Origin of the sequence: Melittangium boletus DSM 14713 (assembly GCF_002305855.1) — a bacterium.
GTDB lineage: Bacteria > Myxococcota > Myxococcia > Myxococcales > Myxococcaceae > Cystobacter > Cystobacter boletus.
In genome coordinates, this window is record NZ_CP022163.1 from 4,892,445 (window position 1) to 4,917,072 (window position 24,628).

Consider the following 24,628-nt stretch of genomic DNA (forward strand, 5'->3'; position numbering starts at 1 on the left):
GGGCGCATGACCTTGGAGGTCATCGCGCCCCGGGGGAACATCGCCGGGATGTGGAGTCCGTCAGACGGGACTAGAGGAAGGCCGCGGCGTCGAACTCGTCCACGCGGATGGGGAGCAGGCGGGGCAGGGGCCGCTGGAAGACCTTGGCGTCCATCTCTAGATCGAGGATTTCCAGGCCGGCGGGGACGAACTCGCGGAAGCGCTGGCTCACGTACTCGCGCAGGCCCAGGAGCGTCACCTTGCGCTTCTCCTCCAGGAGGGGGCGCAGGGCGGCGGCGAAGTCGCTGCCATCGTGGCTGGCGAGCGCGACACTGGCGCCCGGCCGGGAGGTGCGGATGGCCTCGAGCAGCTTGAGGATGCCCATGTCCACGACCTTCTGCTCGGGGCGGCCATGGAGCAGGACGACCTCGCAGCCCGCGGTCTTCAGGGCGCGCACGAAGCCAATCATCATGTCCGGCAACTGCTCGCCCCGGGCATTGAGCACCACGATGCAGCGCACCGGGTTGGCGAAGCGGGACTCACAGAAAGCAACCAGGCGATCGAACTGCACGCGATCCTGGGGCTCGGGTTTGCGTCCCACGACGTTGGACACGGCCCAATCGATGTTCTCGGCATCGATGAGCACGTAGGTGGCGGCGGCGGGACGGGTCGTCGAGGTCATGGCGGGGCAACATATCCGTGGTGTCTCGACCCCGTGGGACTTCTTGGTGTTCTCGAGGCGGGCGGTTCTCCGGGAGTAACGGGAAAGAGGACTCCGGGTGCGGTCAGCCCTCGGACTCTCGGCCCCGCCGCTGGCGCGGGGCGTGTTTCACCCCGCCCGGCGCGCTCCTGGCGGGTGCGGGGGACGGGGTGATGACCTCGCCGAGTGACGAGAAGGTCTCGTCGACATAGTCCGTCAGGCTCCGGGTTCCGTCGGCCGCCCATCGGCGCAAGGCAACGCCCTGCGTGGCGACCGCGATGGAGGCGATGAGGAACGCGATGTCTTCCTTGTCGCCTCGCGTGCCGAGCCTCGTGGCCAGGACCCGCGAGAGCTTCATGCGCCATTGCTCCTGGATGTCGAGGAAGTGCGGCCGGAGCATGGGGGTGGCGAGCAGGAACCGCAGGTAGGCGCGATTCCCCTCCCGCTCGCTGCTCAGGTTCTTGTGCACGGCTTCCAGGGCGTTGCGGACCGCGAGCAGGCCGGGCTCGTCCGCGGGCCGCGCCTCCAGCGCGTCGCAGATCTGCTCGCTGCCGTAGCGCAGCCGCCAGAGCACGACGTCTTCCTTGGTCTCGAAGTACCGGAAGAACGTCCGCCGCGAGATTCCCGCCGCCCGCGCGATGTCCTCGATGGTGGTTTCATGGAACCCCCGCTCGATGAACAAGCCGAGCGCCACCTCGCCGAGCTCCAGGCGGAGCAGGCGCTGTTTGCGCTCCCGCAGGTTGGGCTGCCCGGGGCCTTTGCGTCGCTCGTCCATGCTCGCTCCCTTTATCTTCTCCTCCTGTAACATGGGCGCGAGGGAGCGCGTATCTGGCGCTTGATGGCGAGAGTGACACTCAGTGTCATTCGAGTTGCAGGCCGCAGTCGGAGCACGCGCCTTCGACCAGGGCGGCGGCGGTGCCACAGGCGGGGCAGGGCAGCTCCCCCTCTTCCGGTAGGGCCAGGAGCGGCGCTCCCGAGGGCACGAGTCCTTCGCGCACGAGGCTGTCGCGCCAGTGCCGCTGGAGCAGGGCATCCACCCGGGGCGCGTCCTCGGGGCGCACGAGGACCTGGAACTTCGGAGAGCAGGACGGCTTGCTGCAGGCCTCGCGGTGGACGAGCGCGGGAAGGTCCTCGGCCAGACATGCCTCCACCAATCGCCGGGCATCCGCGAGTGGCATTTCCCGGCAGGGAACCACATCCGCTTCCGCCAGGGCCCGCTGTGCTTCGTGAGGGGTCATCCTTGGGATTCAAACGCACCTGGCTCCCAGCCGTCCATCGGGAGACGCGGAGATGATCCGGAGGCCGAAAACTCGGCCCCGGAGCGGTTGTCAATCCCCAGGGGCGCCATCGTCCGGAAAAGTCCCAACCATTTCAGGGGTTTACCTCGCGGGAAGTTGTGGCATAGGGTGCGCCCTCCCGGGTTCCCCGGGACCCGGCGTCCTCCGTGTTCCCAGGCACGGACTGGCCGTCCGGTAGGCCCCACAGTGACGAGGGAGGGCGATTCAGGCCGTGAGTGACGAGCGTCCGGACGCGCTACTCAGAAGCGCACTCGAGAAGATTGTCTATTTCGAGGCGCGTGCCGAGCAGCTTCACAACGAGCTGACGTCCACGCGGGCGGAGCTGGAGCACTTCAAGCGCGAGCTGACCCTCTCCGAGCAGCGGGAGCTGGAGTTGCGGCGCGAGGTGGCGCAGTTGGAAGTGCGCGTGGGCCGCCTGGGCACCGAGCGCGAGGAGCTGACGCGCCTCAACCAGGCCCTGCGCACCGAGCGCGGCCAGTTGCTCGGCAAGCTCCTGGAGGCCAGCCGCATCCGCGCCTCGGGCCGTCCCGAGCGCGAGGACGACGAGGACGAGGGCGGATTGGGCATCGACCTGGCGTCCTTCATCTCGCAGCTGCGCAGCGAGGTGCTCGAGCGCCCCGGACAGGGCGGCCCCGGCCCCGCCTACCCCTGGCCCTCGCCGGCGGAGCAGCCCGCGCCGCAGCCCGCGCCCGTGCTCGCCACGGTGGGCGCGCCCGCGTCCGTGGCGGCGGCCTCGCCCGTGGTGCAGCACGCCTGGCGCCTGCAACAGGAGGGGCGGCTCGAGGTGAGCGCCGGGCAGATGGCGGAGCTGTCCGGCGCGGGAGGCGGGGACGAGACGCTGTTCGGCTTCTCCGTGCGCGAGCTGTCCGCGCCGGACGCCACGTCCCGCGTGCGCGCCGCCGAACGGCTCAAGGCCCTGGGCCAGCCGGCCGCCGCGCCCGCCCTGGCGAGCGCCCTGCACGCGGAGGACGACCCCACCGTCCAGGTCGCGCTCCTGGCGGCCTTCGCCGAGGTGGGCAAGGAGCAGGGGGCCTCGGTGGTGTCGCCCCTGCTCGCCTCGCGCGTGCCCGAGGTGCGCATCGCCGCGCTCAAGGCGCTGCTGGCCCTGTCTCCCCAGGAGGCCGCGCCCCACCTGGCCCAGGCGGTGAAGGATCCGGACCGCGGTGTGCGCCGGCGCGCCTCGCTGCTGGCGCTCGGCCTGGAGGGGGAGAACGCGCGGCGCCTCGGTGAGGAGGCCATCCAGGATCCAGACGTCGAGGTGCGCAGCCTCGCCGCCCTGGCGCTCGGGGCTGGCAGCGGGGAGTTCGCGCGAAGCCTGCTCCTCGAGGCGCTCAAGGATCCCGAGGTGCGCGTGCGCCGGTCGGCCGCGCAGAGCCTCGGCCGCATCCTCGGCCAGGACGTGTCCGCCGTGGTGGACCTGGACGAGGGCCGCCGCCGCCGGGAGATCCGCCGTCTCGCCTCGCTGCCCGTGCAACCCGTGCGGGCCTCGCTCGCCCCGAAAGCGCCGCCGCCCCGTGCCGCCGCGCCCGCGGCTCCGGCGCCCCCTCCCACCGCCCCCACCCCCGTCGTGCCCACCCCGGCCACACAGGTCCCACCCCGTTCCACCGCGCGTGCGGCGCCCTCGCCCGTGGAGGCGTTGTGTGCTCCCCTGCTGTCGGAAATCCGGGTGGCCATCCGGGGCCGTTCCCTGGGAGAACTGGCCACGGGGATCCGCTCCTCGCCCGAACTCGCCCAGGAGGCGCTTGCCCTGCTGGTGGCCAGGGGTTCGGTCATTCGGAGAGGTCACAAATACTTCGCCTCTTGAGGCAAGGTATGACCCCCGCCCAAGGTTCGACGAAGGGTTCCCATGGATGCGCCGACGTACAGTCCCAAGCAGGTCGCCGAGCTGCTCGGCCTGCCGCTGAAGTCCTTCACTCCGGCGCTCAAGCAGGACAGCTACACGGGGGCGGAGGTGTGGGCGCTGCGCGAGCAGCTCGGGCGCTTCCCGGAGCCGATTGGCCGCAGGAAGCAGCTCTTCCTCAACTTCAAGGGCGGCACGGGCAAGACGTCCCTGTCCACGTCCTACGCGTGGCGTCTGGCGGAGCTGGGCTTCACGGTCCTCATCATCGACCTGGACAGCCAGGGCCACGCCACCAAGTGCCTGGGCTACGAGGGCGAGGACTTCGATCAGACGCTGCTCAACGTGCTGGTGCGCAAGGTGCCCCTGTCCGAGGTCATCCAGAAGACGAGCCTGCCGAACCTGGACTTCGTGCCCTCCAACCTCACCATGTCCACGGTGGACCTGGCGCTCATGCCCATGGCGGGGCGCGAGTTCAAGCTGAGAAACGCCCTCAAGGAAGTGGAGGGCCGCTACGACGTCATCGTCTTCGACGCGCCGCCGTCCTTCGGCCTGCTCAACCTCAACGCGCTCATGGCGGCCAACGATCTGTTCGTCCCCGTCCTGGCCGACTTCCTGTCCTTCCATGGCCTCAAGCTGCTCTTCGAGACGGTGCAGGGCCTGGACGAGGATCTGAACCACGTGCTGGACCACGTGTTCATCGTGGTCAACTCCTTCAACGCGACCTTCCGGCTCGCCAAGGAGGCGCTGGAGGCGCTGCAGACGCATTATCCAGAGTATCTGCTGCCCACCATCATCCGGCAGTGCACCCGCTTCGCCCAGGCCGCCAGCGAGGGACGGCCCATTTTCGCGGCCGATCCAGGCTCCAAGGGGGCCACGGACATCGAATCCCTCATCCAGCACGTGCTTCCGCGCTTGCGGGCGGGCTCGGCTCCCGGTAGCGGTACGGATGCGCAGCAGGCCGGTTGACGACCCCCTCACCTCTTCCGCTATTCAAGTCCGCCCATGAAGAAGGCCTTCGAGCAGAACGTGTCCCGTGCCAAGCCGCGCCTGCGGCTGGGCGCCTTCACCGGTGTCGTCGACCCCGCCGCGCCCGAGGAGGCCGCGGAGTCCGAGCCGGCGCGGGACATGGAAACCGGGCCCGAGCGGGCCCTGGCGGAAGGGGATGGCGCCGTCGAGCGCGCGCCCGAGCCGGCCACCGCCGCGAGCGACCTGTCCGCCGAGGTGCGCGCCCGCATCGAGCGTGCCCGGGCCCCGCGCCCCTCGGCCTCCGAGGTCCTGGACGCCGCCCTGCGCGCCTCCGCCCAGCAGCAGGCGCGTGACGCGGACATGACTCCGGCCGCGCCCGTGGCCCGGGCGGAGACGCCCGTGCACGAGGTGGAGGTGCAGACGCCCGCTCCGCCTCCAGCGCGCGAGGAGCTGGACACGCACGCCCGTCGCGAGCGGCTCAAGGAGCGCCTCAAGGCGGTCCGTGAGAACCCGCGCCCCGAGCCCTTGCCGGCGAGTGTCGCCGAGGCGGGCATGCGCGCCGTGGAGCGCATCTCCAGCCTCCAGTCGGAGCTGACCCGGGTGAAGGCGCTCAACCTCACGCTCACCCAGGAGCTGGAGGTGACGCGGCGCCAGTCGGAGAAGGCCACCGAGGAGGCCCGCTTGCGCATGGACGAGGCGCGGCGGCTCGCCAGCGAGGTGGAGGGCCGGGTGAAGCTGCTGGCCGACCTGGAGCGCGAGCTGTCGTCCCTGGAGGGCGAGCGCGACGAGGCCCTGCTGTCCCTGCAGGAGGCCCGTCAGGCCATGCAGGCCGCCGCCGAGGAGCGTGCTTCGTTGGAGGGCGCCGTGGCCGAGGCCAAGAAGGCCCTCGCCGACAGCCTCTCCGAGGAGGAGCGGCTCGCGAGCGAGCTGGAGTCCGTGCAGGAGGAGACGGCGGTGCTGCGCCGGGCGGTGGATACGCTCCAGGGCGAGCGGGATGTGCTCGCTCAGCAGGTGGCCTCGCTGACGGCCGAGCGCGCCGAGTTGCTCGAGGCGCGCAAGGCGCTCGAGGCCGTGCACCGGGCGCTGAGCCAGGCCGTGGCGCGCTGAACCTCCGCTGACCTGGCGGCCAGTCGAGCCACCGGGGACTCCGCCGCCGTCCTGGCGGGGGCCCCGACGTCCATTGCCGCGTTCCGGACATCACCCGAACTTTACCGGCGAAGCGCGCGGGGTGGAGGGCCTGTCGGCCCATCCATGAGCCCCATGGCGCGAAGGAGCCGGACGTGGGCCTGGATCTCTTGAAGGAAAAAGGCGTTCCCCTGGATCGCCAGAAGTTCACCTGGAAAGACCTCACCCGACGCACCTACAGCAAGCTGGATGACGACGCCTTCACCCGGGTGCGTGTCATCCTGATGAATGGCATTGAGTCCGAGTCCCTGCGATTCAGTCATGCCTGCGCGCGGATGAACCGGGACCTGCGCGAGCCCCTGGCGCTCATCCGCCGGGTGGAGCAGCACCAGCAGACGCTCGTCAACTGGATGAACCCGGGCAACCAGTCTCCCCTGGAGACCACGGTGGGCTTCGAGCAGGTGGCCATCGAGGTGACGGCGAGCGTGGCCATCCACGAGCCAGACCCCTATCTGGCCCAGGCCTACCGCTTTGGCATGCTGGAGGACTTCGATCACCTCTACCGCTACGCGGCCTTGTACGACCGGGTGGAGGGCAAGGACCCGAACTACCTCATCCAGAGCTATTCGGACATCATCCCGGGCCGGCCCACCTCCATCGAGCACCGCCACCCCTTGGACGACGTGCGCCAGCCCTATGATCGGCGCACCGCGGACCCACTCAGCAAGATCCACGCGCTGCTCATCACCGCGGCCGAACACCAGACACACGACTACTACATGAACATCGGGCCCACGTTCACGGACCCGGTGGCCCGCATGCTCTACGCGGAGATCGCCTCCATCGAGGAGCAGCACGTCACCCAGTATGAGTCACTGAGTGATCCCGACGAGTCGTGGCTGGAGAAGTGGCTGCTCCACGAGGCCGTCGAGGTCTACTGCTACTACAGCTGCCTGCACTACGAGTCGAACCCGCGCATCAAGGAAGTGTGGCAGCGCTTCGTGGACTACGAACTGGGACATCTGCACTACGTGAGGGGCCTCTTCGAGCAGGTGGAGAAGCGGGACGCCTCCGAGATCCTGCCCGCGGAGTTGCCCGAGCCCATCCGCTTCGACAGCCACCGCGAGTTCGTGCGCCGCACGCTCAGCGCCGAGGTGGACATGAGCGCCAATGGTACCCGGTTCGTTCCGCGCGCGGAGGAGTCGGATCGCACGCGGCGCTACCGCGAGGAAATCAACTCCGAGGGCTCGCCGAGCGAGATCGTCGCGGCGGGCTATCAGTGGAAGCCCGGCACGGAACTGGTGGAAAAGGCCGCGCGTCTGGGTGTCCAGACCGAGGGGAGGATCCAGTAATGGAACGCAAGGCGAGTGAGTTGGGGTTGAACCGCACGGGCATCAAGACCTCTCCGGTGAATTCCAAGGAAGCCATCGAGGCCTCGATGAAGGCCGTGCCGAGCAGCCCAGGAGATGCCTCGGCCATTGCCCAGGTGCGCGTGGAGTTCGCGAGCGAGGTGGATGGACTGGGCTCGGTGCCGCCTCCCGTGGGGCTCAAGGGCATGGCCAAGACCGCGGTGGACATGCTCAAGGGAGGCCGTACCACCGTGTTCATCGACAAGCTGGGCGAGCGCGCCGGCTTCGAACGCACGGGGGTCCGCCTCTATGAGGCCGTTTTGTCCAAGCTGGATGTGTTCGGCACCTGGGAGGGTGGACCGTCGCGCGAGCAGCTGGAGAGGATCCGCCTGGAGGAGCTGTCGCACTTCGCGCTCGTCACGCGCGCCATTGAACAGCTTGGAGGCGACCCCACGGCGCTGACACCCGCGGCGGAGCTGGCCTCGAACCTGTCGATGGGCGTGCCCCGGACGCTGGTGGACCCCCAGGTCAACCTGCTGCAATGCCTGGAGGGCTTGCTGATCGTCGAGCTCACCGACAACGCGAGCTGGGAACTGCTCGTCGATCTGGCGCGTGAGTTGGGACACGAGGCCCTGGCGGACGAATTCCAGCTCGCCCTGGATGCTGAAGAGGAGCACCTGGCGCTGGTGCGCGACTGGCTCGATGCCGGCACGATGTTGGAGGCGAGGGTGGGGCAGGAAGCCGCGGGTGCTCCGGCCTGAGGCGTCAGCACGAGGCGCCCAGCGGCCGCCTGCTCGGCCGGAAGGGGGTGGCCACGGGGGAGGGGCATCCGCACCTTTGCCCGGCACTATCCCTTGGAGGTTGGAAGATGCTGGATCGCCATGAACTGAACAGCCCGTCCCTGACGATGCTGCGCAACCCATCCCTGAGGACGGAATCGCTCGCCGCGTTGGGCACCTTCAGCACGCTCGCCGCGGGTGCGGCGGTATGGGGGGCACGCGTCACCAGCAGCCGCCAGCCGTGGTACCGGCGTCTGCGCAAGCCGCCCTTCCAACCGCCGTCGTGGGTGTTCGCGCCCGTGTGGACAGCGCTCTACGGCCTCATGTCCGTGTCGGCGTGGCGGGTGTGGAACCGGCCCGCCGGGCCCAGACGTTCGTGGGCGCTCGCGTTGTGGGGCGTGCAGATGGGCTTCAACGCCCTCTGGTCACCGCTCTTCTTCGGCGCGCATCGTCCGCGCACTGCGCTCGTGGACATCGCGGCGCTGGGCGTGAGCCTGGCCGCCTATACCGGCGTGGCACGCAAGGTGGACCGGGGCGCCGCGTGGATGATGGTTCCGTATCTCGCGTGGGTGGGGTTCGCCAGCGCGCTCAACGAGGAGATCGTCCGCCGCAACCCTCGCCGCATGCCCTCCCTGGGCCGCGGGTAGTCACTGCCACTGCGAGGAGGGACGGGCGCTCGACCCGTCCCCCCTGAACCTCACGGCGTGTAGAACTCGCTGGAGGACTGGTCGTGGTTGCTGACACCGCCGGCGGCGAGCACCGTGCCGTTGGGCAGCAGCGTGGCCGTCTGGCCGTAGCGGTCCACGTTCATCGCGAACGTCTCGCTCCAGGTGCCAGTGGCCGGGTCATACACGTCCGACGCCGTCTGAATCCCCGTGGCCTGGTGGTAGCCACCCGCCACCAGCACCTTGCCGTTGGGCAGCAGCGTCGCCGTGTGCGAGCGCCGCGGCTGCTTCATGCTCCCGGTGAAGCTCCAGGTGCCCGTCGCCGCGTCATACAGCTCCGCCGACGCGCTCTGGGCCGGGTCGATTCCCGCCCCGCCCGTCACCAGCACCTTGCCTCCCGCCAGCGCCGTGGCCGTGTGGTAGCCGCGTCCCAGCTTCATGTCCCCCACGAAGGAGAAGCGGCCCGTCGCCGGGTCATACACCTCGGCCGTGGCCAGCGCCGTGCCCGAGGCATTGAAGCCTCCCGTCACCAGCACCTTGCCGTCCGGCAGCGTCGTGGCCGTGTGGTGGGCCCTCGCCTGGGACAGCGAGCCGGTGTACGTCCAGCTGTCGCTCGCGATGTCGTACACCTCGGCCGTGGCCAGCGCGTCCTCTCCGTACTCGCTGCCGTCTCCTCCAACGACGAGCACCTTGCCGTTGCCCAGCAGCGTCGCCGTGTGGTGGTAGCGCTGCTGCAGCGTGTTGCGCGCCCCCTTCCACCGGCCCGCCGACGGCACGTACAGCTCCGCGGTGATGCGGGTAATCGGGCACTCGCCTCCGCCCACAATCAGCACCTGCCCATTGGGCAGCTTCGTCGCCGTGTGGCCCCGGTGGGTGGTGAGCGTGCTGCCCGTGGCCGTCCACTCCCCCGTCTGCTCGTCATACAGCTCCGCGGACACGTTGAAGCCTCCGGCCACCAGCACCCTCCCGTCGTCCAGCAGCGTCGCCGTGTGCTGCAGCCTCGGCAGCGCCATGTTCCCCGTCATCGTCCATCCGCCCGAGGGCAGCGACTCGCACGTGAGGCTCAGCGAGGCCGGCATGGCGTTGTTGTCCTCGCGGCACTCCGTCTCGCGGCCCAGGCCCGTTCCGTCATCGTCGGCCACGGCCCACACCTTGGCGTTGCCGCCCGGCGCGGTGGTCAGCCGCAGCGCGACGTTCGCGGTGCCCTTGGCGGGGATGACGCTGTCCACGGTGGCCACGCCCAGCAGCGTGCCGCCCTCGGCGGGATTGCCCCGGTAGAAGGCGACCTTGAGCCCCTTGGAGGAGGCGGCGTCGCCCGCGTTGCGCACGGTCGCCGTCAGCGTCACGGCGAGCGACTCGGGATCGCACGCGGAGGCGATGCCCTCGTCCACCATCAGGTCCGACGCGGCGAAGGGGCTGGTGCTGCCAACGCCCTGGCTGTTGGAGCGGAAGGTGTTGAGGCCCGAGCTCAGCCAGTTGGCGGCGGGGTGCGCGGGGATGGTGCCGTCGTCGTTGACGTTGGTGACGGAGTAGGCGTGCTGATTCCAGATGCGCCGCGTGTTCACCCATCCGTCGTTCTTGTCGCGGAACACGCGGATGCCCGTGGGGCCCGAGGAGCGGCCGTAATTGTTGGCGATCATCACGATCTCGGCGTTGTCGTCGCCGTCGACGTCCACGATGACCGGGTTCTCGTAGGTGGTGCCCGAGCTGTGGGCCACATCGAAGCGCACCGTGCCGGTGGCGCCGTCGTAGATGCGCAGCCGCAGCTCATCCCCGTAGATGACCTCGGCCTTGCCATCGCCCTCGAAGTCGAAGGTGGAGGAGCCCGTGCGGTTGGAGCTGAGGTCCTGCGTGGGCTTGGTCCACTTGATGGTGCCGTTCGTCTCGATGACGACGTAGTTGTTGGCGCCCGCGACGCCGATCTCCGGCTTCCCATCGCCATCGAAGTCGGCGATGTTCGGCGCGCCACCGACGCCGCCGCCCGGGATGTTCGTGGTCCAGAGCGTCTTGCAGTCGTCATCCATCAGGATGACCTTGCCGTCTCCCACGATGACGACTTCGCCGAAGGGATCACTGTCGAAGTTGCCCACGCCCGACAGGCCCTGCGGGATGCCCGCGTTGCGGCACTTGAGCGTTCCGTCGGCGCGGTAGATGGCGCGGCCGTTGATGACCTCCTGCGTGCCGTCCAGATCGATGTTCGCCGCGTAGGAGATGGGGCCGGTGGACAGGCCGCCCATCGTGTCCGCGCCCGACCACTTGAGCACGCCCGTGTTGCTGAACACCTGGTTGCCGTTGAGGATCTCCACCTTGCCGTCGCCGTCCAGGTCCGCGAAGGAGGGGCCGCCCCAGTCGTTTCCGCTCCCGTTGATGCGGAACTTGAACGCGCCGTCGTTCTCGAAGCACAGCAGGCCCGCGGCGTTCTCCGGCACGGTGCAGATCTCCACCTTGCCGTCGCCATCGATGTCGCCCGCGGCGATGCTCGACGAGCCACGCACCCGGTAGCTCGGGTTCGTCACCGCCCAGAGATCCCTGCCGTCATCACCGCTGATGGCGCGCAGGATGCCGTTGGTGGAGTAGTTGCTCCCGGAGAAGGAGTTGAAGACGACGTCCGGGGTTCCATCCCCGTTCACGTCCACCACCACCGGCGTCATCATCACCTGGTTGTGGGTGGGCATGATGCTGCTGCCCGTCCACTCCCACTCCAGTTCGGGAGAGAAGCTGGGCGTGAAGGGAGGCCGCACCTCGCAGGTTCCCGCCAGGGAACTCGCGCTGCCCGCGGCCAGCATGTTGGCTTGCTCCCACGCTTCCACCGAACCGCAACCCGCCAGCGCCATTCCGAGCGCCAGCCAGGAGCCGCGAAGCCCTTGGGTCGTCCTCTTCTGATTCATGCGTCCTCTCCCAAGCAGCGTGTCCTGGTGTGTTCCGCACAGGACGGACTTCCGCCACTTGGGGGCAGTATAGAAAATTCCGTCTGCCCCAGACAGCTTAATCAGAGAAATCGCGTAAGCTCTTTTGTGTGCCTTTGTCGGAGACACACTGTGCTCCGAGGTATGTGTGATGCGCGAGCCACTTCTATTCGTTGTCCGTGCGCTCCAGGGTCTTCCGCTCATCGAGGAGGGTGTCGAGCCGCTGGAAGCGGCCCTCCCAGAACTGGCGGTAGTTCTCCATCCATCCGGTGGCTTCCGCGAGCGGTCTGGCCTCGAGCCGGCAGGGCCGCCGTTGCGCGTCCCGGCCGCGTGAGATCAGGCCCGCGCGCTCCAGCACCTTGAGGTGCTTGGAGATCGCGGGCTGACTCATCGCGAACGGCTCCGACAATTGCGCCACCGACGCCTCGCCCGAGGCGAGACGCGCGAGGATCGCCCGTCGGGTGGGGTCGGAAAGCGCGGCGAAGGTGGCATCGAGGCGATCGGACGGCGTCATGAATAACCTGTCGATGGGGGGCTCGGGGTTTCAGCAGGGGGGTCCCCGGACCTGCCCTGCCGTCCGCCGTACGACGGGCACTATGTCGTCGTTACACCAGAGCGACTAGATGGCTTTCAGACACATCTCTCTTGCTCGATCCGGGATGATCCCCGGCGACTCGCGCTCGATCAGGGCGCGTAGCCGACCTGCCGTCGCGCCGCGTCGATCGTCTCGAGCACGGCGATGGTGTGGTCGAGCGGATGCAAGGGGGACTCGGTGAGCCCGTCCGCGATGTGCTGGGCGACCGCCGAGGCCTGATAGGCAAGTGCCTCGCTTCCGCGCAGAGCGGACGGGTCGGTCCATCGGAGCCGTGCCTCCGAGGTATGAGAGCGCAGCGTGAAGCCGCCGGGGCTCATGAATCGGGGGTCCACCTGGAGGCGCGCGAGCGTGCCGCTGACGGCCGCCTCGATGGGCGTGTCCGCGAAGAGCGTCGTGTGCAGGAGCGCCTGCGCACCCGTGTCCGTGCTCAGCACGAGGGCCGTCTGTCCGTCCACGCCCGTCTGGGCGAGTCCTCCCGTCGCGAGCACCCGCGTGGGCGCGCCGAGCACGAAGTGCGCGAACCAGATGGCGTAGACGCCGATGTCGAGGAGGGCGCCTCCGCCGAGCGCGGGGTTGAAGATGCGGCCCTCGGGGTCGAAGTCGAACCGGACACCGAAGTCCGCCGTGACGAGACGGATGTCGCCGAGCACGCCGTCGCGCAGCAGTTGGTCGATGAGGAGCGTTTGAGGGAAGAAGCGGGACCACATCGCTTCCATGGCGAAGACCCCCGCGGCGCGCGCGGCGCTGGCGATCTCACGCGCCTCGGTGGCGTTGAGCGCGAGGGGCTTCTCCACGAGCACGTGCTTGCCCGCGGCGATGGCGAGGAGGGCCTGCCGCTTGTGCTCACTGTGTGGCGACGCCACGTAGACGATGTCGACCCCCGGATCGGCGACGAGCTGCTCATAGGCACCGTAGGCACGTGGGACGCCATACGTCGCCGCGAAGTCTCGTGCTCGAGCGAGATCGCGAGAGGCCACGGCGTGCACGCGCTGGTCGGTGTGCTGGTGGAGCGCCCAGACGAAGCCTCCCGCGATCCGTCCGGGGGCGAGCACTCCCCAGCGCAGCGCGGGCCCTCCTCGCAGGGGAGTGATCTCGGGCTCGGGCAGGGCGGTGGGAAAGTGGCGCACGGGCCCGAACCTATCAGCCGCGAAACTCCGGAAGAACCTCGCTCCCTCGCTGGAGCCATGCTCGGGTCACGGACGTACGATGAGGCCGACCTCGAGCGGCATCTGGCGCTGTAGATTGCGACTTCCAATCCTTGCTCAGGACTTGAGCCTCCCTCCTGCTTGGATGCTAACGGGGTGACAGCCGGCCCACGGGCATGTGGAGCCGTCTTCGTTCCTGGCGCTTCAGGATGGAGCGCAGCCCCAGCGCCATGGCGGCGAGCGAGGCCACCATCCACACCGCGGCCCAGAAGGGCGCGGGCAGGTAGGTGAGCCGGGCCATGGCGCTGGCGTCGGAGACGCCTCCCGCCTCCAGGCCAAGCCCGAACAGGCCCTTGATGTCCTGGAGCGCCAGGAGGCACGAGAGCGCGGCGATCCACACGACGAGCCCCCGCCGCAGCCACACCGGCCCTTTCCACGCCACCAGGCCCAGCAGCACGCCCATGCCGGCGATGAAGCCGAGGGTGAAGAGGCCGTCCCCGCGCGAGGAGCCCGTGAAGTTGCCGTAGGCCCCGGGATCCGGCGCGAGCAGGGGAACCCAGATGACGGCCACCGCCACCATCCAGGCCACCAGCGCCCACAAGAGCAGGCGTCCGCTGCGCATGCGCCCGGCGGCCACCAACAGCAGGGCGCCCGCCACCGAGGAGCCCACATAGCCTCCGGAGGAGATGAGCAGCTCCTTCCAGAGCGAGCCCGTGCCGGAGTGATAGGTGAGGCCGCCGGTGGACGGACTGATGGTGACGCTCAGCACCTGCGCGCCCAGGGCCCAGGCGGTGAGGGCGTGTCCGCTCTCGTGCATGAGCGTGACGAGCAGCCGGAACGGGTAGAGCCACACCGTCTGCCATAGGAACACGCTGGCCACCGCGGCGAGCACGAGGCACGCCACGAGGGCACGGGATGACATGGGCGGCGGCTCCGGCGGGGGACGCATGCCCGGTGAAATCTACCACGGCCCCGGGTATTCCCGGCCACCGGGGACATGACGGCGGAGGTCATCTCCCGGACCCCATGCTATAAGTCATGTATGAACGTGCGCAACATGCCGTGTGCCTGCGGCAGTGGATTGAAGACCAAGCGGTGTTGTGGTGGGAAACTCCCGGCTTTCCTGGGACTGACTCCCGCGTACTCGCGTCCGCCCCCTCCGGGCCTGGACGCCGTCACCACCGAGGCCTACCTGCGCTCGCAGGAGGTGCTGTGCTCGCCCGATGTCCTCCAACGCATGTCCGACTGCATGGTGGTGCTGCGCGGGATGTTCCGCGAGGGCGGGCCGCTGGCCTCGCTGCGCTGGCCCTGGGAGGAGTTCGTGCCGGTCGTCGAGCGGCATCTCTTCCGGGTCATGGCGGAGGTGCGGGACGTGGAGGGACGGCACGAGCGGCTGTTCCAACGCTGTGCGCCGGAGCTGCTCGACTCCGAGCGTCTGGCCCGCATGGACCAGACCTTCCGCCGGGAGTTGATGTCGTCCGAGCGCTCGGCCGCCGAGCGCTCCGCGCTGGCCATGGTGGTGATGGAGTTGCTGTCCGCTCCCCGTCATCCCCCCTTTCCCAAGGAGGGGTTGTCGATGGTGGCGTGGTTGATGATGGGGCAGGTGGACGAGTGGGTGGAGCGCCGCCAACGCATGCACGCGGCGGTGGGCGAGGCCCTGGGGGCGTCGTCCGGAAACAACGCCGTCCTCGTGGAGTCACCCGAGGGATGGGAAGAGGCCCTGGAGGGGGCCGTGGAGTCCGATCCAGAGCTGGTGGCCCTGTTGGGCCAGTACGAGGTGGCCATCCTCCGAGCCATCATCGAGGGAAGCACGCCCACGGTGCTCCAGGGGGAGGAGTGGTTGTGGATGACGGCGGTGCTGCGTGCCCCCCTGCGCATCGATCCCGAGCGGGCCTCGGAGGTGGATACCGACCGCCTGCTGCGCATGCTCGATGGCCAGGTTCAGCAGGACGTGCTGCGGCGGGTGGAGGCGGCCGGGAGGGATTCCTCGTCCGAGCCGGAAGCGGAGCAATGGTTTTCCTGGGCCCACAAGGTGATGGTGTCCCGTCCGGTGGCGTTCTTCGGGGCCTTCGCCAAGGCGCGGGAGGCGTTCCTGCGCGAGCGCTTCGCCGGTGAGTCGGATTGGGTGCACCTCCTGCAGCGGCGCGAGCACTGGCGGGCGGAGGACCTGGAGCCCTATCGGTTGCGCCTGGAGTCCCTGGGGGCGTCGGGGGCGGCGCGGTGCGTGGGACGGCTCCAGGCCTGGTTGCGGGGCGAGGTGCCCGAGGGGGGTGGGGACTTCAAGGTGTGAGGCCTGGAGTAGAGTGGGCCCATGGCCCACTCGAATCCTCTCGCCGCCGACGCCTATGCTTCCCAGCACCGGGGCGACGCGGACGACTACGCCAGCTACTTCGCCGGCATGGACGCCTCCATGCAGCAGAAGGTGGCCCTCACCACGGCGCATTTCCCCACGCGCGGCCGGGTGGCGGACATGGGCAGCGGCTCGGGCCGTGGCACGTATGACTTGGCGTGTCTCTACAAGGGCTTGGAGTTGGTGGGCGTGGACATCAATCCGGTGTCCGTGGACATGGCCGGCAAGGCGTGGCGGCGGCCCAACCTGCGCTTCGTCGCGGGCGACATCGCCGACCCCGTCTTCCCGCCCGAGTCCCTGGATGGCGTGCTCGACTCGTCGGTGCTCCACCATGTCACCAGCTTCAATGACTTCTCGCTGGCGCGCCTGGAGACGTGTCTGGACAACCAGGTGCGCGCGCTGCGCACCGGAGGCGTCATCATCATCCGTGACTTCGTCATCCCCGAGGGGCCCGAGCACGTCTGGCTCGACCTGCCCGAGACGGACGGCTCCGCGGAGGGGGACGTGCCGGGCCTGTCCACCGCCGCGCTCTTCGAGCGCTTCGCGCGCGACTTCCGGTGCGGCGTCCATCGCACCGGGCCCGTGCCCTATACGCGGCTCGTTTCTCCCCACGCGGGCCATGCGCGCTACCAGCTCACCCTGCGCGCCGCCAATGAGTTCATCCTGCGCAAGGACTACCGCGAGCACTGGGACGTGGAACTGCTCGAGGAGTACACCTACTTCACCCAAGCCCGGTTCGAGCAGGCCTTCCGCACGCGTGGCCTGCGCATCCTCAGTTCCATGCCCATCCGCAACCCGTGGATCCTCGCCAACCGGTACGAGGGGCGCTTCCACTTGTCGGACGTGGAGGGCCGGCCGCTGCCATTTCCGCCCACCAACTACCTCATCGTGGGCGAGAAGGTCCCGCCGGGCGCGGGCGTGGAGTTGCGCGAGGAGCGGGGCGAGCCCCTCACCACGCCGCGCTTCCTGTCGCTGAGCACCTGGCGCCATGCGTCGTCCGGCGAGGTCTTCGAGTTGGTGGAGCGTCCCGGGCGCACGCTGGACGTGCTGCCCTGGTTCCGTCAGGACGGCCAGGTGTTCGTGCTGGCCAAGAAGGGTTTTCCCCGGCCCATCGTCAACGCGTGCGCGAACCATCCGAACCTCGGGGGCGCGGCGCTGTCCGGCTACGTCACCGAGCCCCTGGCCGCCATCACCCACGCGGGAGAGGCCCCCTCCAAGGCCATCGCGCGCATCCTGCGCGAGCGCGCGGGGCTCGGGCCGGAGCGGCTGCTCGGGATGGGAGAGCCGGTGCGCTACTTCACCTCTCCCGGTGGGGTGAACGAGCGCGTGTCCGCGTACCTGGTGGAAGTGGCGCCGTCCGCGGAGGCCCTTCCCGCGCCGGACTACGGCCCCTTCACGAGCGCCGGTTCGGTGCGCGAGCTGGATGCGCGCCAGGTGCTGCGCGCCTGTCACGTGGGCGGCATGGTGGATGCGCGGCTGGAGATCAACATCCACCGGCTGCTGCGCCAGCTCGGGGCCTCGCCGGGACCGTGGATTGGCGCGCCGCTCGCGCTCACGGAGCAGGCGGTGGCGCTGACGGGGGCCGCGGATGCGCTGACGCCCGAGCGCCGCTCGATGTTCTCCGCGCACGAGGAGGGGGCCGCGGGCTACCTGGACCTGCGCCTCGGGACGTTCTCCGAGCACGCCGCGGACGGGCGGGTGCTGGCGAGCGTGCCGCGCGAGTACCTGGTGCCCCGCGAGGCCAGCCGCAATACGGCGGTGGCCCTGCCGGTGGTGCGCACGCGCGAGGGCTATTGGGTGGGGTTGGAGCACCGGGAGCTGCCCGCGGTGCAGCACTTCACGGGAGAAGCGGGGCTCGCGGTGGCGCCCGCCTGGCGGCTGTCGCGTGCGTTCACCCACCCGAGTCAGGTGCCCGCCCTCATCGCCGAGCGCCTGCGCGGGGAGTTCTCCCTCACGGTGCGCCGCACGTGGGAGTTGGGCGGCTCGTACCACACGACGCCGGGAGTGACGCCCGAAGTGGTCTGGCCCTTCGCGGTGGAGGTCGAGGCCGACGCGGCCTGTGAATCGCGGCTGCGCTGGCTGCCCCTGGACGCGCTCATCGCCGGGCTGGACGCGGTGCGGGACGCGCACCTATTGGTGGTGGCCTGGAGGCTGGCTCACGCGTTGGGCGTGTTGGGCTGAGCGCCCTTCGTGCGCCGCCAGACGAGCGGCAGCAGGAGAAGGGGCCAGGCCAGTGTCCCCGGTGAGGTCTGACAGCCTCCGGAGGTGGGCTCGGGGGGTTCCTCCCGTGCACAGGGGTCGTCGGTGGAGGTGCCGGTGATGCACAGCTGTCCATACCGGCCCGTGCCCTCGTCGCGCCCGTCCACCACCGCCACCACCACGCGCGTGGCGTCCGTGGCGGAGACTCGCGCGGCCAGCGGCCCCGGTCCCTCCGCGCGCGCCACCCGGAGCACCGCGTGCTCGTCCACCGCCGCCACCAGCAGGTGCGGCGCCGGGGCCTCCGCTCCGTCCCGGGGAAGATAGGCCACCGACACCTCCTCGCTTCCCCCTTCCACCTCGAAGTAGCGGGCCGAAGCGGACGTCACCCGCACGGAGGGCTCGTTCACGGGCAGGGTCCGCGCCGCCGGAGCCAGTCCCGTGTAACCCCCACCCCGGGCATAGCCCTGTCCCGCGCGGGCCCGCGCGCCCGTGGACAGATTCCACTGGGAGAACTCGGTGAAGGCGGTGTCGAAGTCCGCGCCCCACTCGCGCCGCAGCACCGTGTCGAGCAACACCGGCCAGGACGTGGCGGGCTCGCGCGCGGCCTGCTCCCACAGCGCGCGCACCACGTCGGCGCCGAAGCGCTCGTCGAGGAACTGGAAGAAGAGCCCGGCTCCATAGCCGAAGGATTGCGCCGGACCGTCTGGATCCAACGTCAGGCTCCGGTCCGTCTGGGACAGGTAGGCGCGGGAGAATCGCTCCAGGTCGTCCAGCGCCGGTTGGAAGCGCTCGGTGGCCCAGACGGCGGAGCCCTCCGCCGCCACGCTCCCCAGGTGGGGGTGATAGGCGGCCTGCACCGCGTGGAAGAACTCATGGCTGGCCACCGTGTCCACCGCTTCTTCATAGGAGCGGTAGGCGTAGCCCGCGAAGTCGTTCTCCTGGAGCATGTAGCCCGTGCAGCGCGTGTCGCCCTCGAGGCATCCCTCCAGCCGGTAGGCCCCGTCCGCCCGGCCCGCGAAGTCCACCAGGTACACGTCGAAGCGCCCATCTCCCCCGTGCGCTCCGGGCACCCCGGTGTCCTCCGGTGGCGCGAGGTATCCCAGCCCCGCGTAGAAGTCCGCCACCGCGTCGTAGGTGCGCGCCACGGTCATCACCGCGTCCAGATCCGCCACGGCGTTGGGGCCCTGGCGCGAGTAGTGGATGCGGAAGCGCCCCCCGGGCGACACCAGGGACTCCACCGTCTCCTCCGGGGCGAAGCGGGGCCACTGCGCCGTGGCCTCCGTGGGCCGCCCCTCCTGGAGGAGTCCCCACGAAAGCGCTCCGGGCGTCTCGTGGGGCGGCCTCACGGGGCCACAGCCGAGGCCCCACAGCAGCAGCCACGCCGCCCGTCTCACGGCAGGAAGGCCCACCGCACCCGGAACTGCGCCGCTCCACTGGGCTGCGGCACGCTGCCCGTCGCGTCACAGACCTTCTGCGGCTCGGGATCGTAATAGGCCGTCACCTGCAGCTTCACGTGCCGGCCATCCGCCAGCCGCGCCACGTAGACCGCGCCCGTCATCTGCAGACACCCTTCGTACCCCCAGAACGTCCCCGTGCGCGTCGCCGGCGAGCCCAGTCCCCACTCGTCCCCGGTGAACTCGCACGTCTCGGAGTAGTAGTCCTCGGCGCGGAAGTCCCAGGCGCCGTCCACCGCCGTCACCGTCTCGAAGCGCGTGCCCTTCGGCAGCTCCGCCACCGTCGTGCAGGACGGGCCCGACACGCCACCATTCGTCCGGATGACATAGCGGCGGAAGGCGATGTCCCAGTCTCCGGACGCCAGGGCCGATTGATCATCCACCGGCACCCGCTCCAGGCCCTGCTTCGTGAAGCGGGCATAGGTGTAGGACTGCGGGCTGTCCGTCCCCCCGGCGCGCCCGTCCACGTAGGTGTGGAACTCGCCCTCCACCGTGCCCTCCTCGCGAATCTCCCCCGTGGACACCACCGTGCGCAGCCGCAGCTTGTCGATGCTCTGCTCGCCGCAGCCCACCGCGCGCGTCTCACACCGGGGCGCGGGCTTCTCCTCTGTCGGCGTGCTGTCCGCCGGCCCACACGCCCCCAGCGCCAGCGCCCCCGCCAGGATGACCCAGCGGCGCTTCCCCCACTGCTTCTTCTCATTGCCCAGGCTCATGCGAACTCCCCTCTGGACGGGAAGTTCTATTTGAAAATGAATATCAGAATCAAGTGCAGAGTCCCCGGAGGGTCACGAGGGGGTGAGGGGCAGCCACACCGTGGCCACCGCGCCGCCTCCCTCGCGCGTGCGCAGGGAGATGCGGCCCGCGTGCAGGCGGATGATTTCCCGCGACACGTACAGCCCCACGCCCAGGCCCGAGATGCCCGTCACCTCGCGCCGGTCCCCTCGCTCGAAGCGGCCGAAGAGCTGCGCCTCGTCCTCCACCCGCAGGCCGATGCCCCGGTCCAACACGCACAGCTCCGCCTGGCCGTCGCACCGCCGGGTGTGCACCTCGATGAGGCCTCCGGTGGGGCTGTACTTGATGGCGTTGGACACCAGGTTGTGCACCACCTGCTCCAGGCGCAGCTCGTCGAAGTCTCCCACCAGGGGCTCGGTGGTGAGCTGGAGGGTGTGCAGGGGCGAGGTGGCCACGAGCGTCTCGGCCACCCGCCGCACCACCTCGCTCAGGTCCAGGCGCGCGCGCTGCAGGGGCAACTGCCGCAGGCCCATCTGCGAGGCGTCCAGCATCTGGTTCACCAGTCGCGTCACCCGGTCCACCTGCCGGCTCACGTTGTCCAGCCGCTCGTGGTGCTCGCCGTCCAGCTTGCGCCGCAGCATCTGCACATGGGCCTTGAGCGCCGTGAGGGGCGTCTTGAGCTCGTGCGAGGCGATGGACAGGAAGGCGTCCTTCTCCCGGCTGGTGCGCTCGATGGCCTCCATCTGCCGCGACAGCTGGCCCGTCATCAGGTCGAACGTCTCGGCGAGTTGGTGCAGCTCGTGCGGCGCGTCGCGGGCGGCCTCGGCGGCGCGGGCCGTGCGGTCTCCGGCCACCTGCCGGGCCGCCGCGTGCGACACGCCCTGCACCGGGGCGACGATGGTGCGCGAGAAGGCGAGCGCCATCGCCACCGCGCACGCCGTGGCCAGGCCCATGGTGCCCAGCAGGCTGAAATAGGCGCGCTCCACCTCGGCCTGCAACCGGGCGCCGGGCTGCTCCACGAGCACGCGCCAGCCGAGCGCGGGCACGTCCACCACGCCGAAGTGGTGCAGCGTGCCCACGCGCACCATCGTCACCGCGTCGTGCTCGGCCGCGTAGGTGCCCGTGGCACCGCTCGCCACGTGCTCCAGCTCCCGCGCGAGCGACGTGCCGACGATGCTGCGCACCGGCTCCGCGTCTTCCTCCGCGGCCGAGTCGAAGACCACCCCGCCGCGCGCGTCGGTGACGCGGATGCGCTGCTGGGTGCCCGCCACCTGGGCGCGCGAGTGCTGGCGCAGCCGGGGCAGATCCATGGCCGCGAGCACGTAGCCCGCGTAGTGCTCCTGGTGGCGGATGGGGGAGACGGCCACCACCATGGCGCCCCGGTGGATGCGCTCCCGGCCCACCAGGACGTCGCTCACCAGGGGATTCTGGGCCAGGCGCACCTGGCGCACGTAGGGGCGGTCCGAGAAATCCGCCCCCACGAGCGGATGGCCCGCCAGGTCATTGGGCGGGGAGAAGGCGAGCGCGATGCCCTCGGGGCTGCCCACGTAGGCGCTGAGCACCTCGGGCGAATAGGTGACGAGCGCATCGAGTTCTCCCTCGAGGTAGCGGGGGCCGGGCAACTGGCCCTTGGCGGAGAGACTCGAGGCGAGCGTGCGCGCGAGCTGGTTCACCCCGTGGCTCACGTGCCCGATGCTGCTCTCCACCTCGTTGGCCACCACCCGCGCCGCGTGCAGGTTCTCCTCGTTCACCTGGCGCAGTTGCGAGTCATAGCGCTCGCGGCCCTCGGCCCCGCCCAGCACCAGCATGGGCACCACGGCCCCCAGGGTGAGCGCCGAGCCGAAGGCCCGGCCAATGGACACGTCCGCGAGGGGTTGGGGCAGCAAGGGCCGCAGGCGCCCGCGCACCCCGGGGATGAGGAGCAGCACCTGGAGCACGAGCACCGACAGCAGCCCATTCACCGCCTGCTTCAGCCCCGACACCAGCACGCCCGTGGCGGGGATGTCCTCCAGGAACCAATAGGTGAGGGCGAAGTACGCCGGGCTCATCAGCCAGAAGAGCGCGTCGGCCACCAGGGGCGTGAAGCGCCGGCGCAGCGCGCCCACGAACAGGCCCTCGAGCGTGATGTTGAGCCAGCCCCACGGGTGGTGCCACAGCCAGAGCGTGCGCACGCCGGACACCGCCCCCGCGACGCCTCCTCCCATGGGCCCGAAGAGCACCGCCGCGGCGAGCACGACGAGGGGGCCGAGCAGCAGATGCACCCCGGGCAACACCTCGAGGGCCGCCAGGTTCAATATCCACCCGAGCAGCCCGAGGCACAGACCGCACCCGATTCGCCCCAGGGCACTCATCCCGACCCAGGGTGCGCACCTGCCAACATCCTGGCAACGATTCTTTTGCCCCCACCCCTGTCCCGGATTAGGAGGTGCAGGTTGCTCGTTCCCGCCCTCGCTGCCCCGAGGAGCGGGCGGGTGGACATCTTCCAAGGGGCATCGCTGGATTCTCAACGAGGTCTCAAGTGTTGATGGCCCGCGTCATTCCAGTCACGAGGTCTTTTTCTCTCCCCGCTCCCCATCAGGAGCACCGCGTCGTGGGGGGGTCCCGTCGGAAAGGGATCCATAGGGGCCCCAATTTGGAGAACACATGAGCCACAGCAAGCCGTCCCGAGATCAGGGGACGATGCGCGGCGCACGTCCGTCGACATGGTCGGCGATGTCCGTGGGCCTGTCCGTTGCCGCTTCCCTGTTTCTCGCTCCGGCCGCGCTCGCGCAGCCCACGGGTCTGGCCCAGTTCGAATTGGAGCGGTTGGAGCTCAATCCGAACGGCCGGGGTTCCCTGGTGCTGGGCACGGGCGAGCTGCTGCCCGAGGGAGGCTTGCGGCTGTCGCTCCTGGGGCACTACGAGCGCAATCCGCTGACCATGTACCGCAATGACGTCCAGTTGGGCGCGGTGGTGTCGGACCGGGTGATGGCGCACCTGCTGGTGGCGTGGGCGCCCATGCGCTGGTTGGAGTTGGGCGCGCAGCTGCCCGTGGTGGCCTGGCAGAGAGGAGATGACCTCACGGGGTACGGCGTCGGAGCACCGGCCCGCACGGGCCTGGGTACGCCCTCGGCGCATGTGCGGCTCGGACTGCTCGCCCAGCGGCGGGACGCTCCGGTGGACCTGGCGCTCGAGCTGGGTGTGGGTCTGCCGGTGGGCAGCGCGGATACGCTCTCGCGCGACAGCATCGTGCGCGTCACGCCCAAGCTGATGTTGGGCCGGAGCTTTGGCTGGCTGCGCGCTGGCGCGGAGGCGGCGGTCCTGGTGCGCCCCGCGGTCGTGCTCGGCGATGGGGGCAAGGTGCAGGACGAGCTGGGCAACGAGCTGCGCGTGGGCGCGGTGCTCGCCACCCAGGGCGAGGGCCTGCGGGGTGAACTCAACGTGCGCGGCTTCCTGCCGTTGGCCACCCGCGAGTCCAATGCCATCGAGCTGTTGGCCGGCCTGCGCCTGCCCGTGAGCGAGTCCGTCGAGGCCTATGCCCTGGGCGGTCCCGGTTTCGGCGATGCCCCGGGCACGCCCACCTTCCGCGTGTTGCTCGGCCTGGCCGTGGGCGGTGGAGATCGCCCGGCGCCCGTCCTGCGCGACGATGATGGCGATGGCGTGGTGAACAGCCTGGACCAGTGCCCCTCGGAGCCGGGTCCGGTCGCTCGCCAGGGCTGCCCGGTGAAGGACACCGACAAGGACGGCATCGAGGACGCGCAGGACCAGTGCCCCACGGAGGCCGGTCCGGCTTCGCGTCAGGGCTGCCCGGTGCGGGACGCGGACAAGGACGGCATCGAGGACGCGCAGGACCAGTGCCCCACGGAGGCCGGTCCGGCTTCGCGTCAGGGCTGCCCGGTGCGGGACGCGGACAAGGACGGCATCGAGGACGCGCAGGACAAGTGCCCCACGGAGGCCGGTCCGGCTTCGCGTCAGGGCTGCCCGGTACGGGACGCGGACCAGGACGGCATCGAGGACGCGCGCGACGCGTGCCCCACGGAGGCCGGTCTGGCGGAGCTGAAGGGTTGCCCGGCGCGGGACGGCGACGCGGACGGCGTGGCGGACCACCTGGACAACTGCCCCACCGAGAAGGGTGACGCCGCCAACCAGGGCTGCCCGGCGGAGAAGAAGCAGCTCGTGGCCATCCAGACGGGCAAGCTGGAGATCAAGGAGCAGGTGTTCTTCGCCACCGGCAAGTCCATCATCCAGCCGCGCTCCTTCAAGATGCTGGATCAGGTGGCCCAGGTGCTCACGCAGCACACCGAGGTCGAGCGGATGGTCATCGAGGGACACACCGATGACCGGGGCAACGCGGACGCCAACCGCAAGCTGTCGCTGGCGCGCGCCGAGTCGGTGAAGGCCTACCTCGTGAGCAAGGGCGTGGAGGCCTCGCGGCTGGTGGCCAACGGCTACGGTCCCGATCGGCCCATCGAATCGAACAAGACGGAGAAGGGCCGCGCGACCAACCGGCGCGTGGAGTTCATCATCGTGACCCCCGAGCAAGAGCTGAAGTAGGCCGGACGAGGAA

The 24,628-nt window shown here is 70.0% G+C and carries 19 protein-coding genes; 9 read left to right on the plus strand and 10 right to left on the minus strand.

Annotated features, from left to right (window positions below; genetic code table 11):
* Positions 1-70 precede the first annotated feature (70 nt).
* The 3 genes from MEBOL_RS20745 to MEBOL_RS20755 form a co-directional block, all read right to left on the minus strand.
* Complete coding sequence (locus MEBOL_RS20745) at positions 71-661, minus strand: NYN domain-containing protein (RefSeq protein WP_095979066.1); 591 nt, start codon at positions 659-661, stop codon at positions 71-73.
* A gap of 103 nt (positions 662-764) precedes the next feature.
* On the minus strand, positions 765-1,454 hold the full coding sequence (locus MEBOL_RS20750; protein WP_157775306.1) for a TetR family transcriptional regulator: 690 nt from the start codon (positions 1,452-1,454) through the stop codon (positions 765-767).
* Between the two features lie 85 nt (positions 1,455-1,539).
* A complete protein-coding gene (locus MEBOL_RS20755; protein ID WP_095979068.1) occupies positions 1,540-1,917 on the minus strand; it encodes a calponin homology domain-containing protein in 378 nt (125 codons plus the stop codon).
* Between the two features lie 271 nt (positions 1,918-2,188).
* Here MEBOL_RS20755 and MEBOL_RS20760 point away from each other — a divergent pair, with 271 nt between their 5' ends.
* The 6 genes from MEBOL_RS20760 (at position 2,189) to MEBOL_RS20785 (ending at position 8,683) form a co-directional block, all read left to right on the plus strand.
* Positions 2,189-3,781 (plus strand): HEAT repeat domain-containing protein, encoded by a 1,593-nt coding sequence (locus MEBOL_RS20760; RefSeq protein WP_095979069.1) that lies wholly within the window; start codon positions 2,189-2,191, stop codon positions 3,779-3,781.
* Between the two features lie 42 nt (positions 3,782-3,823).
* Positions 3,824-4,783, plus strand: coding sequence for a ParA family protein (locus tag MEBOL_RS20765; RefSeq protein WP_095979070.1), 960 nt, complete (start codon positions 3,824-3,826; stop codon positions 4,781-4,783).
* 36 nt (positions 4,784-4,819) lie between these two features.
* A complete protein-coding gene (locus MEBOL_RS20770) occupies positions 4,820-5,890 on the plus strand; it encodes an extensin-like protein (protein WP_095979071.1) in 1,071 nt (356 codons plus the stop codon).
* A gap of 173 nt (positions 5,891-6,063) precedes the next feature.
* The gene (locus MEBOL_RS20775; protein ID WP_095979072.1) at positions 6,064-7,260 is read left to right on the plus strand and encodes a hypothetical protein; all 1,197 of its coding nucleotides are present in this window, start codon (positions 6,064-6,066) and stop codon (positions 7,258-7,260) included.
* Positions 7,260-8,018, plus strand: coding sequence for a ferritin-like domain-containing protein (locus MEBOL_RS20780; RefSeq protein ID WP_095979073.1), 759 nt, complete (start codon positions 7,260-7,262; stop codon positions 8,016-8,018). Before MEBOL_RS20775 ends, MEBOL_RS20780 begins: the two co-directional genes overlap by 1 nt.
* 107 nt (positions 8,019-8,125) lie before the next feature.
* Positions 8,126-8,683, plus strand: a complete 558-nt coding sequence (locus MEBOL_RS20785; RefSeq protein WP_095979074.1) for a TspO/MBR family protein — start codon at positions 8,126-8,128, stop codon at positions 8,681-8,683.
* A gap of 50 nt (positions 8,684-8,733) precedes the next feature.
* On the opposite strand, the gene MEBOL_RS20790 is transcribed toward MEBOL_RS20785, so the two are convergent.
* The 4 genes from MEBOL_RS20790 to MEBOL_RS20805 form a co-directional block, all read right to left on the minus strand.
* Entirely contained in the window at positions 8,734-11,589 is a 2,856-nt protein-coding gene (locus MEBOL_RS20790) for a Kelch repeat-containing protein (protein WP_095979075.1), read from the minus strand.
* A gap of 184 nt (positions 11,590-11,773) precedes the next feature.
* The gene (locus MEBOL_RS20795; RefSeq protein ID WP_095979076.1) at positions 11,774-12,121 is read right to left on the minus strand and encodes an ArsR/SmtB family transcription factor; all 348 of its coding nucleotides are present in this window, start codon (positions 12,119-12,121) and stop codon (positions 11,774-11,776) included.
* 170 nt (positions 12,122-12,291) lie between these two features.
* Complete coding sequence (locus MEBOL_RS20800) at positions 12,292-13,329, minus strand: Gfo/Idh/MocA family protein (protein ID WP_095979077.1); 1,038 nt, start codon at positions 13,327-13,329, stop codon at positions 12,292-12,294.
* A 166-nt stretch (positions 13,330-13,495) separates the two neighbouring features.
* The gene (locus MEBOL_RS20805; RefSeq protein ID WP_170115555.1) at positions 13,496-14,269 is read right to left on the minus strand and encodes a M50 family metallopeptidase; all 774 of its coding nucleotides are present in this window, start codon (positions 14,267-14,269) and stop codon (positions 13,496-13,498) included.
* A gap of 120 nt (positions 14,270-14,389) precedes the next feature.
* Here MEBOL_RS20805 and MEBOL_RS20810 point away from each other — a divergent pair, with 120 nt between their 5' ends.
* Both MEBOL_RS20810 and MEBOL_RS20815 read left to right on the plus strand, forming a co-directional pair.
* Positions 14,390-15,637 carry a YecA family protein gene (locus MEBOL_RS20810; protein ID WP_095979079.1) on the plus strand — a complete coding sequence of 416 codons (1,248 nt, stop codon included), beginning with the start codon at positions 14,390-14,392 and terminating at the stop codon, positions 15,635-15,637.
* Between the two features lie 21 nt (positions 15,638-15,658).
* Entirely contained in the window at positions 15,659-17,878 is a 2,220-nt protein-coding gene (locus tag MEBOL_RS20815; protein WP_095979080.1) for a class I SAM-dependent methyltransferase, read from the plus strand.
* On the opposite strand, the gene MEBOL_RS20820 is transcribed toward MEBOL_RS20815, so the two are convergent.
* The 3 genes from MEBOL_RS20820 to MEBOL_RS20830 all read right to left on the minus strand — a co-directional run bounded on the left by MEBOL_RS20820 (position 17,854) and on the right by MEBOL_RS20830 (position 22,433).
* Positions 17,854-19,290, minus strand: a complete 1,437-nt coding sequence (locus MEBOL_RS20820) for an MXAN_6640 family putative metalloprotease (RefSeq protein WP_179956435.1) — start codon at positions 19,288-19,290, stop codon at positions 17,854-17,856. The genes MEBOL_RS20815 and MEBOL_RS20820 overlap by 25 nt on opposite strands.
* Complete coding sequence (locus MEBOL_RS20825) at positions 19,287-20,063, minus strand: HmuY family protein (protein ID WP_095979082.1); 777 nt, start codon at positions 20,061-20,063, stop codon at positions 19,287-19,289. The genes MEBOL_RS20820 and MEBOL_RS20825 overlap by 4 nt, the downstream gene beginning before the upstream one ends.
* 72 nt (positions 20,064-20,135) lie before the next feature.
* On the minus strand, positions 20,136-22,433 hold the full coding sequence (locus MEBOL_RS20830; protein ID WP_095979083.1) for a sensor histidine kinase: 2,298 nt from the start codon (positions 22,431-22,433) through the stop codon (positions 20,136-20,138).
* Positions 22,434-22,725: 292 nt separating this feature from the next.
* On the opposite strand from MEBOL_RS20830, the gene MEBOL_RS20835 reads away from it, so the two are divergent.
* Positions 22,726-24,615: an OmpA family protein gene (locus tag MEBOL_RS20835; RefSeq protein WP_095979084.1), complete on the plus strand. Its 1,890-nt coding sequence runs from the start codon at positions 22,726-22,728 to the stop codon at positions 24,613-24,615.
* The last annotated feature ends 13 nt before the right edge of the window (positions 24,616-24,628 follow it).

Excerpts from the sequence above, each read along its gene's own strand:
- MEBOL_RS20745 (WP_095979066.1), bottom strand. The coding sequence starts at position 661 with ATGACCTCGACGACCCGTCCCGCCGCCGCCACCTACGTGCTCATCGAT.
- MEBOL_RS20750 (WP_157775306.1), bottom strand. The coding sequence starts at position 1,454 with ATGGACGAGCGACGCAAAGGCCCCGGGCAGCCCAACCTGCGGGAGCGC.
- MEBOL_RS20755 (WP_095979068.1), bottom strand. The coding sequence starts at position 1,917 with ATGACCCCTCACGAAGCACAGCGGGCCCTGGCGGAAGCGGATGTGGTT.
- MEBOL_RS20765 (WP_095979070.1), top strand. The coding sequence starts at position 3,824 with ATGGATGCGCCGACGTACAGTCCCAAGCAGGTCGCCGAGCTGCTCGGC.
- MEBOL_RS20770 (WP_095979071.1), top strand. The coding sequence starts at position 4,820 with ATGAAGAAGGCCTTCGAGCAGAACGTGTCCCGTGCCAAGCCGCGCCTG.
- MEBOL_RS20780 (WP_095979073.1), top strand. The coding sequence starts at position 7,260 with ATGGAACGCAAGGCGAGTGAGTTGGGGTTGAACCGCACGGGCATCAAG.
- MEBOL_RS20785 (WP_095979074.1), top strand. The coding sequence starts at position 8,126 with ATGCTGGATCGCCATGAACTGAACAGCCCGTCCCTGACGATGCTGCGC.
- MEBOL_RS20790 (WP_095979075.1), bottom strand. The coding sequence starts at position 11,589 with ATGAATCAGAAGAGGACGACCCAAGGGCTTCGCGGCTCCTGGCTGGCG.
- MEBOL_RS20795 (WP_095979076.1), bottom strand. The coding sequence starts at position 12,121 with ATGACGCCGTCCGATCGCCTCGATGCCACCTTCGCCGCGCTTTCCGAC.
- MEBOL_RS20805 (WP_170115555.1), bottom strand. The coding sequence starts at position 14,269 with ATGTCATCCCGTGCCCTCGTGGCGTGCCTCGTGCTCGCCGCGGTGGCC.
- MEBOL_RS20810 (WP_095979079.1), top strand. The coding sequence starts at position 14,390 with ATGAACGTGCGCAACATGCCGTGTGCCTGCGGCAGTGGATTGAAGACC.
- MEBOL_RS20815 (WP_095979080.1), top strand. The coding sequence starts at position 15,659 with ATGGCCCACTCGAATCCTCTCGCCGCCGACGCCTATGCTTCCCAGCAC.
- MEBOL_RS20825 (WP_095979082.1), bottom strand. The coding sequence starts at position 20,063 with ATGAGCCTGGGCAATGAGAAGAAGCAGTGGGGGAAGCGCCGCTGGGTC.
- MEBOL_RS20830 (WP_095979083.1), bottom strand. The coding sequence starts at position 22,433 with ATGAGTGCCCTGGGGCGAATCGGGTGCGGTCTGTGCCTCGGGCTGCTC.
- MEBOL_RS20835 (WP_095979084.1), top strand. The coding sequence starts at position 22,726 with ATGAGCCACAGCAAGCCGTCCCGAGATCAGGGGACGATGCGCGGCGCA.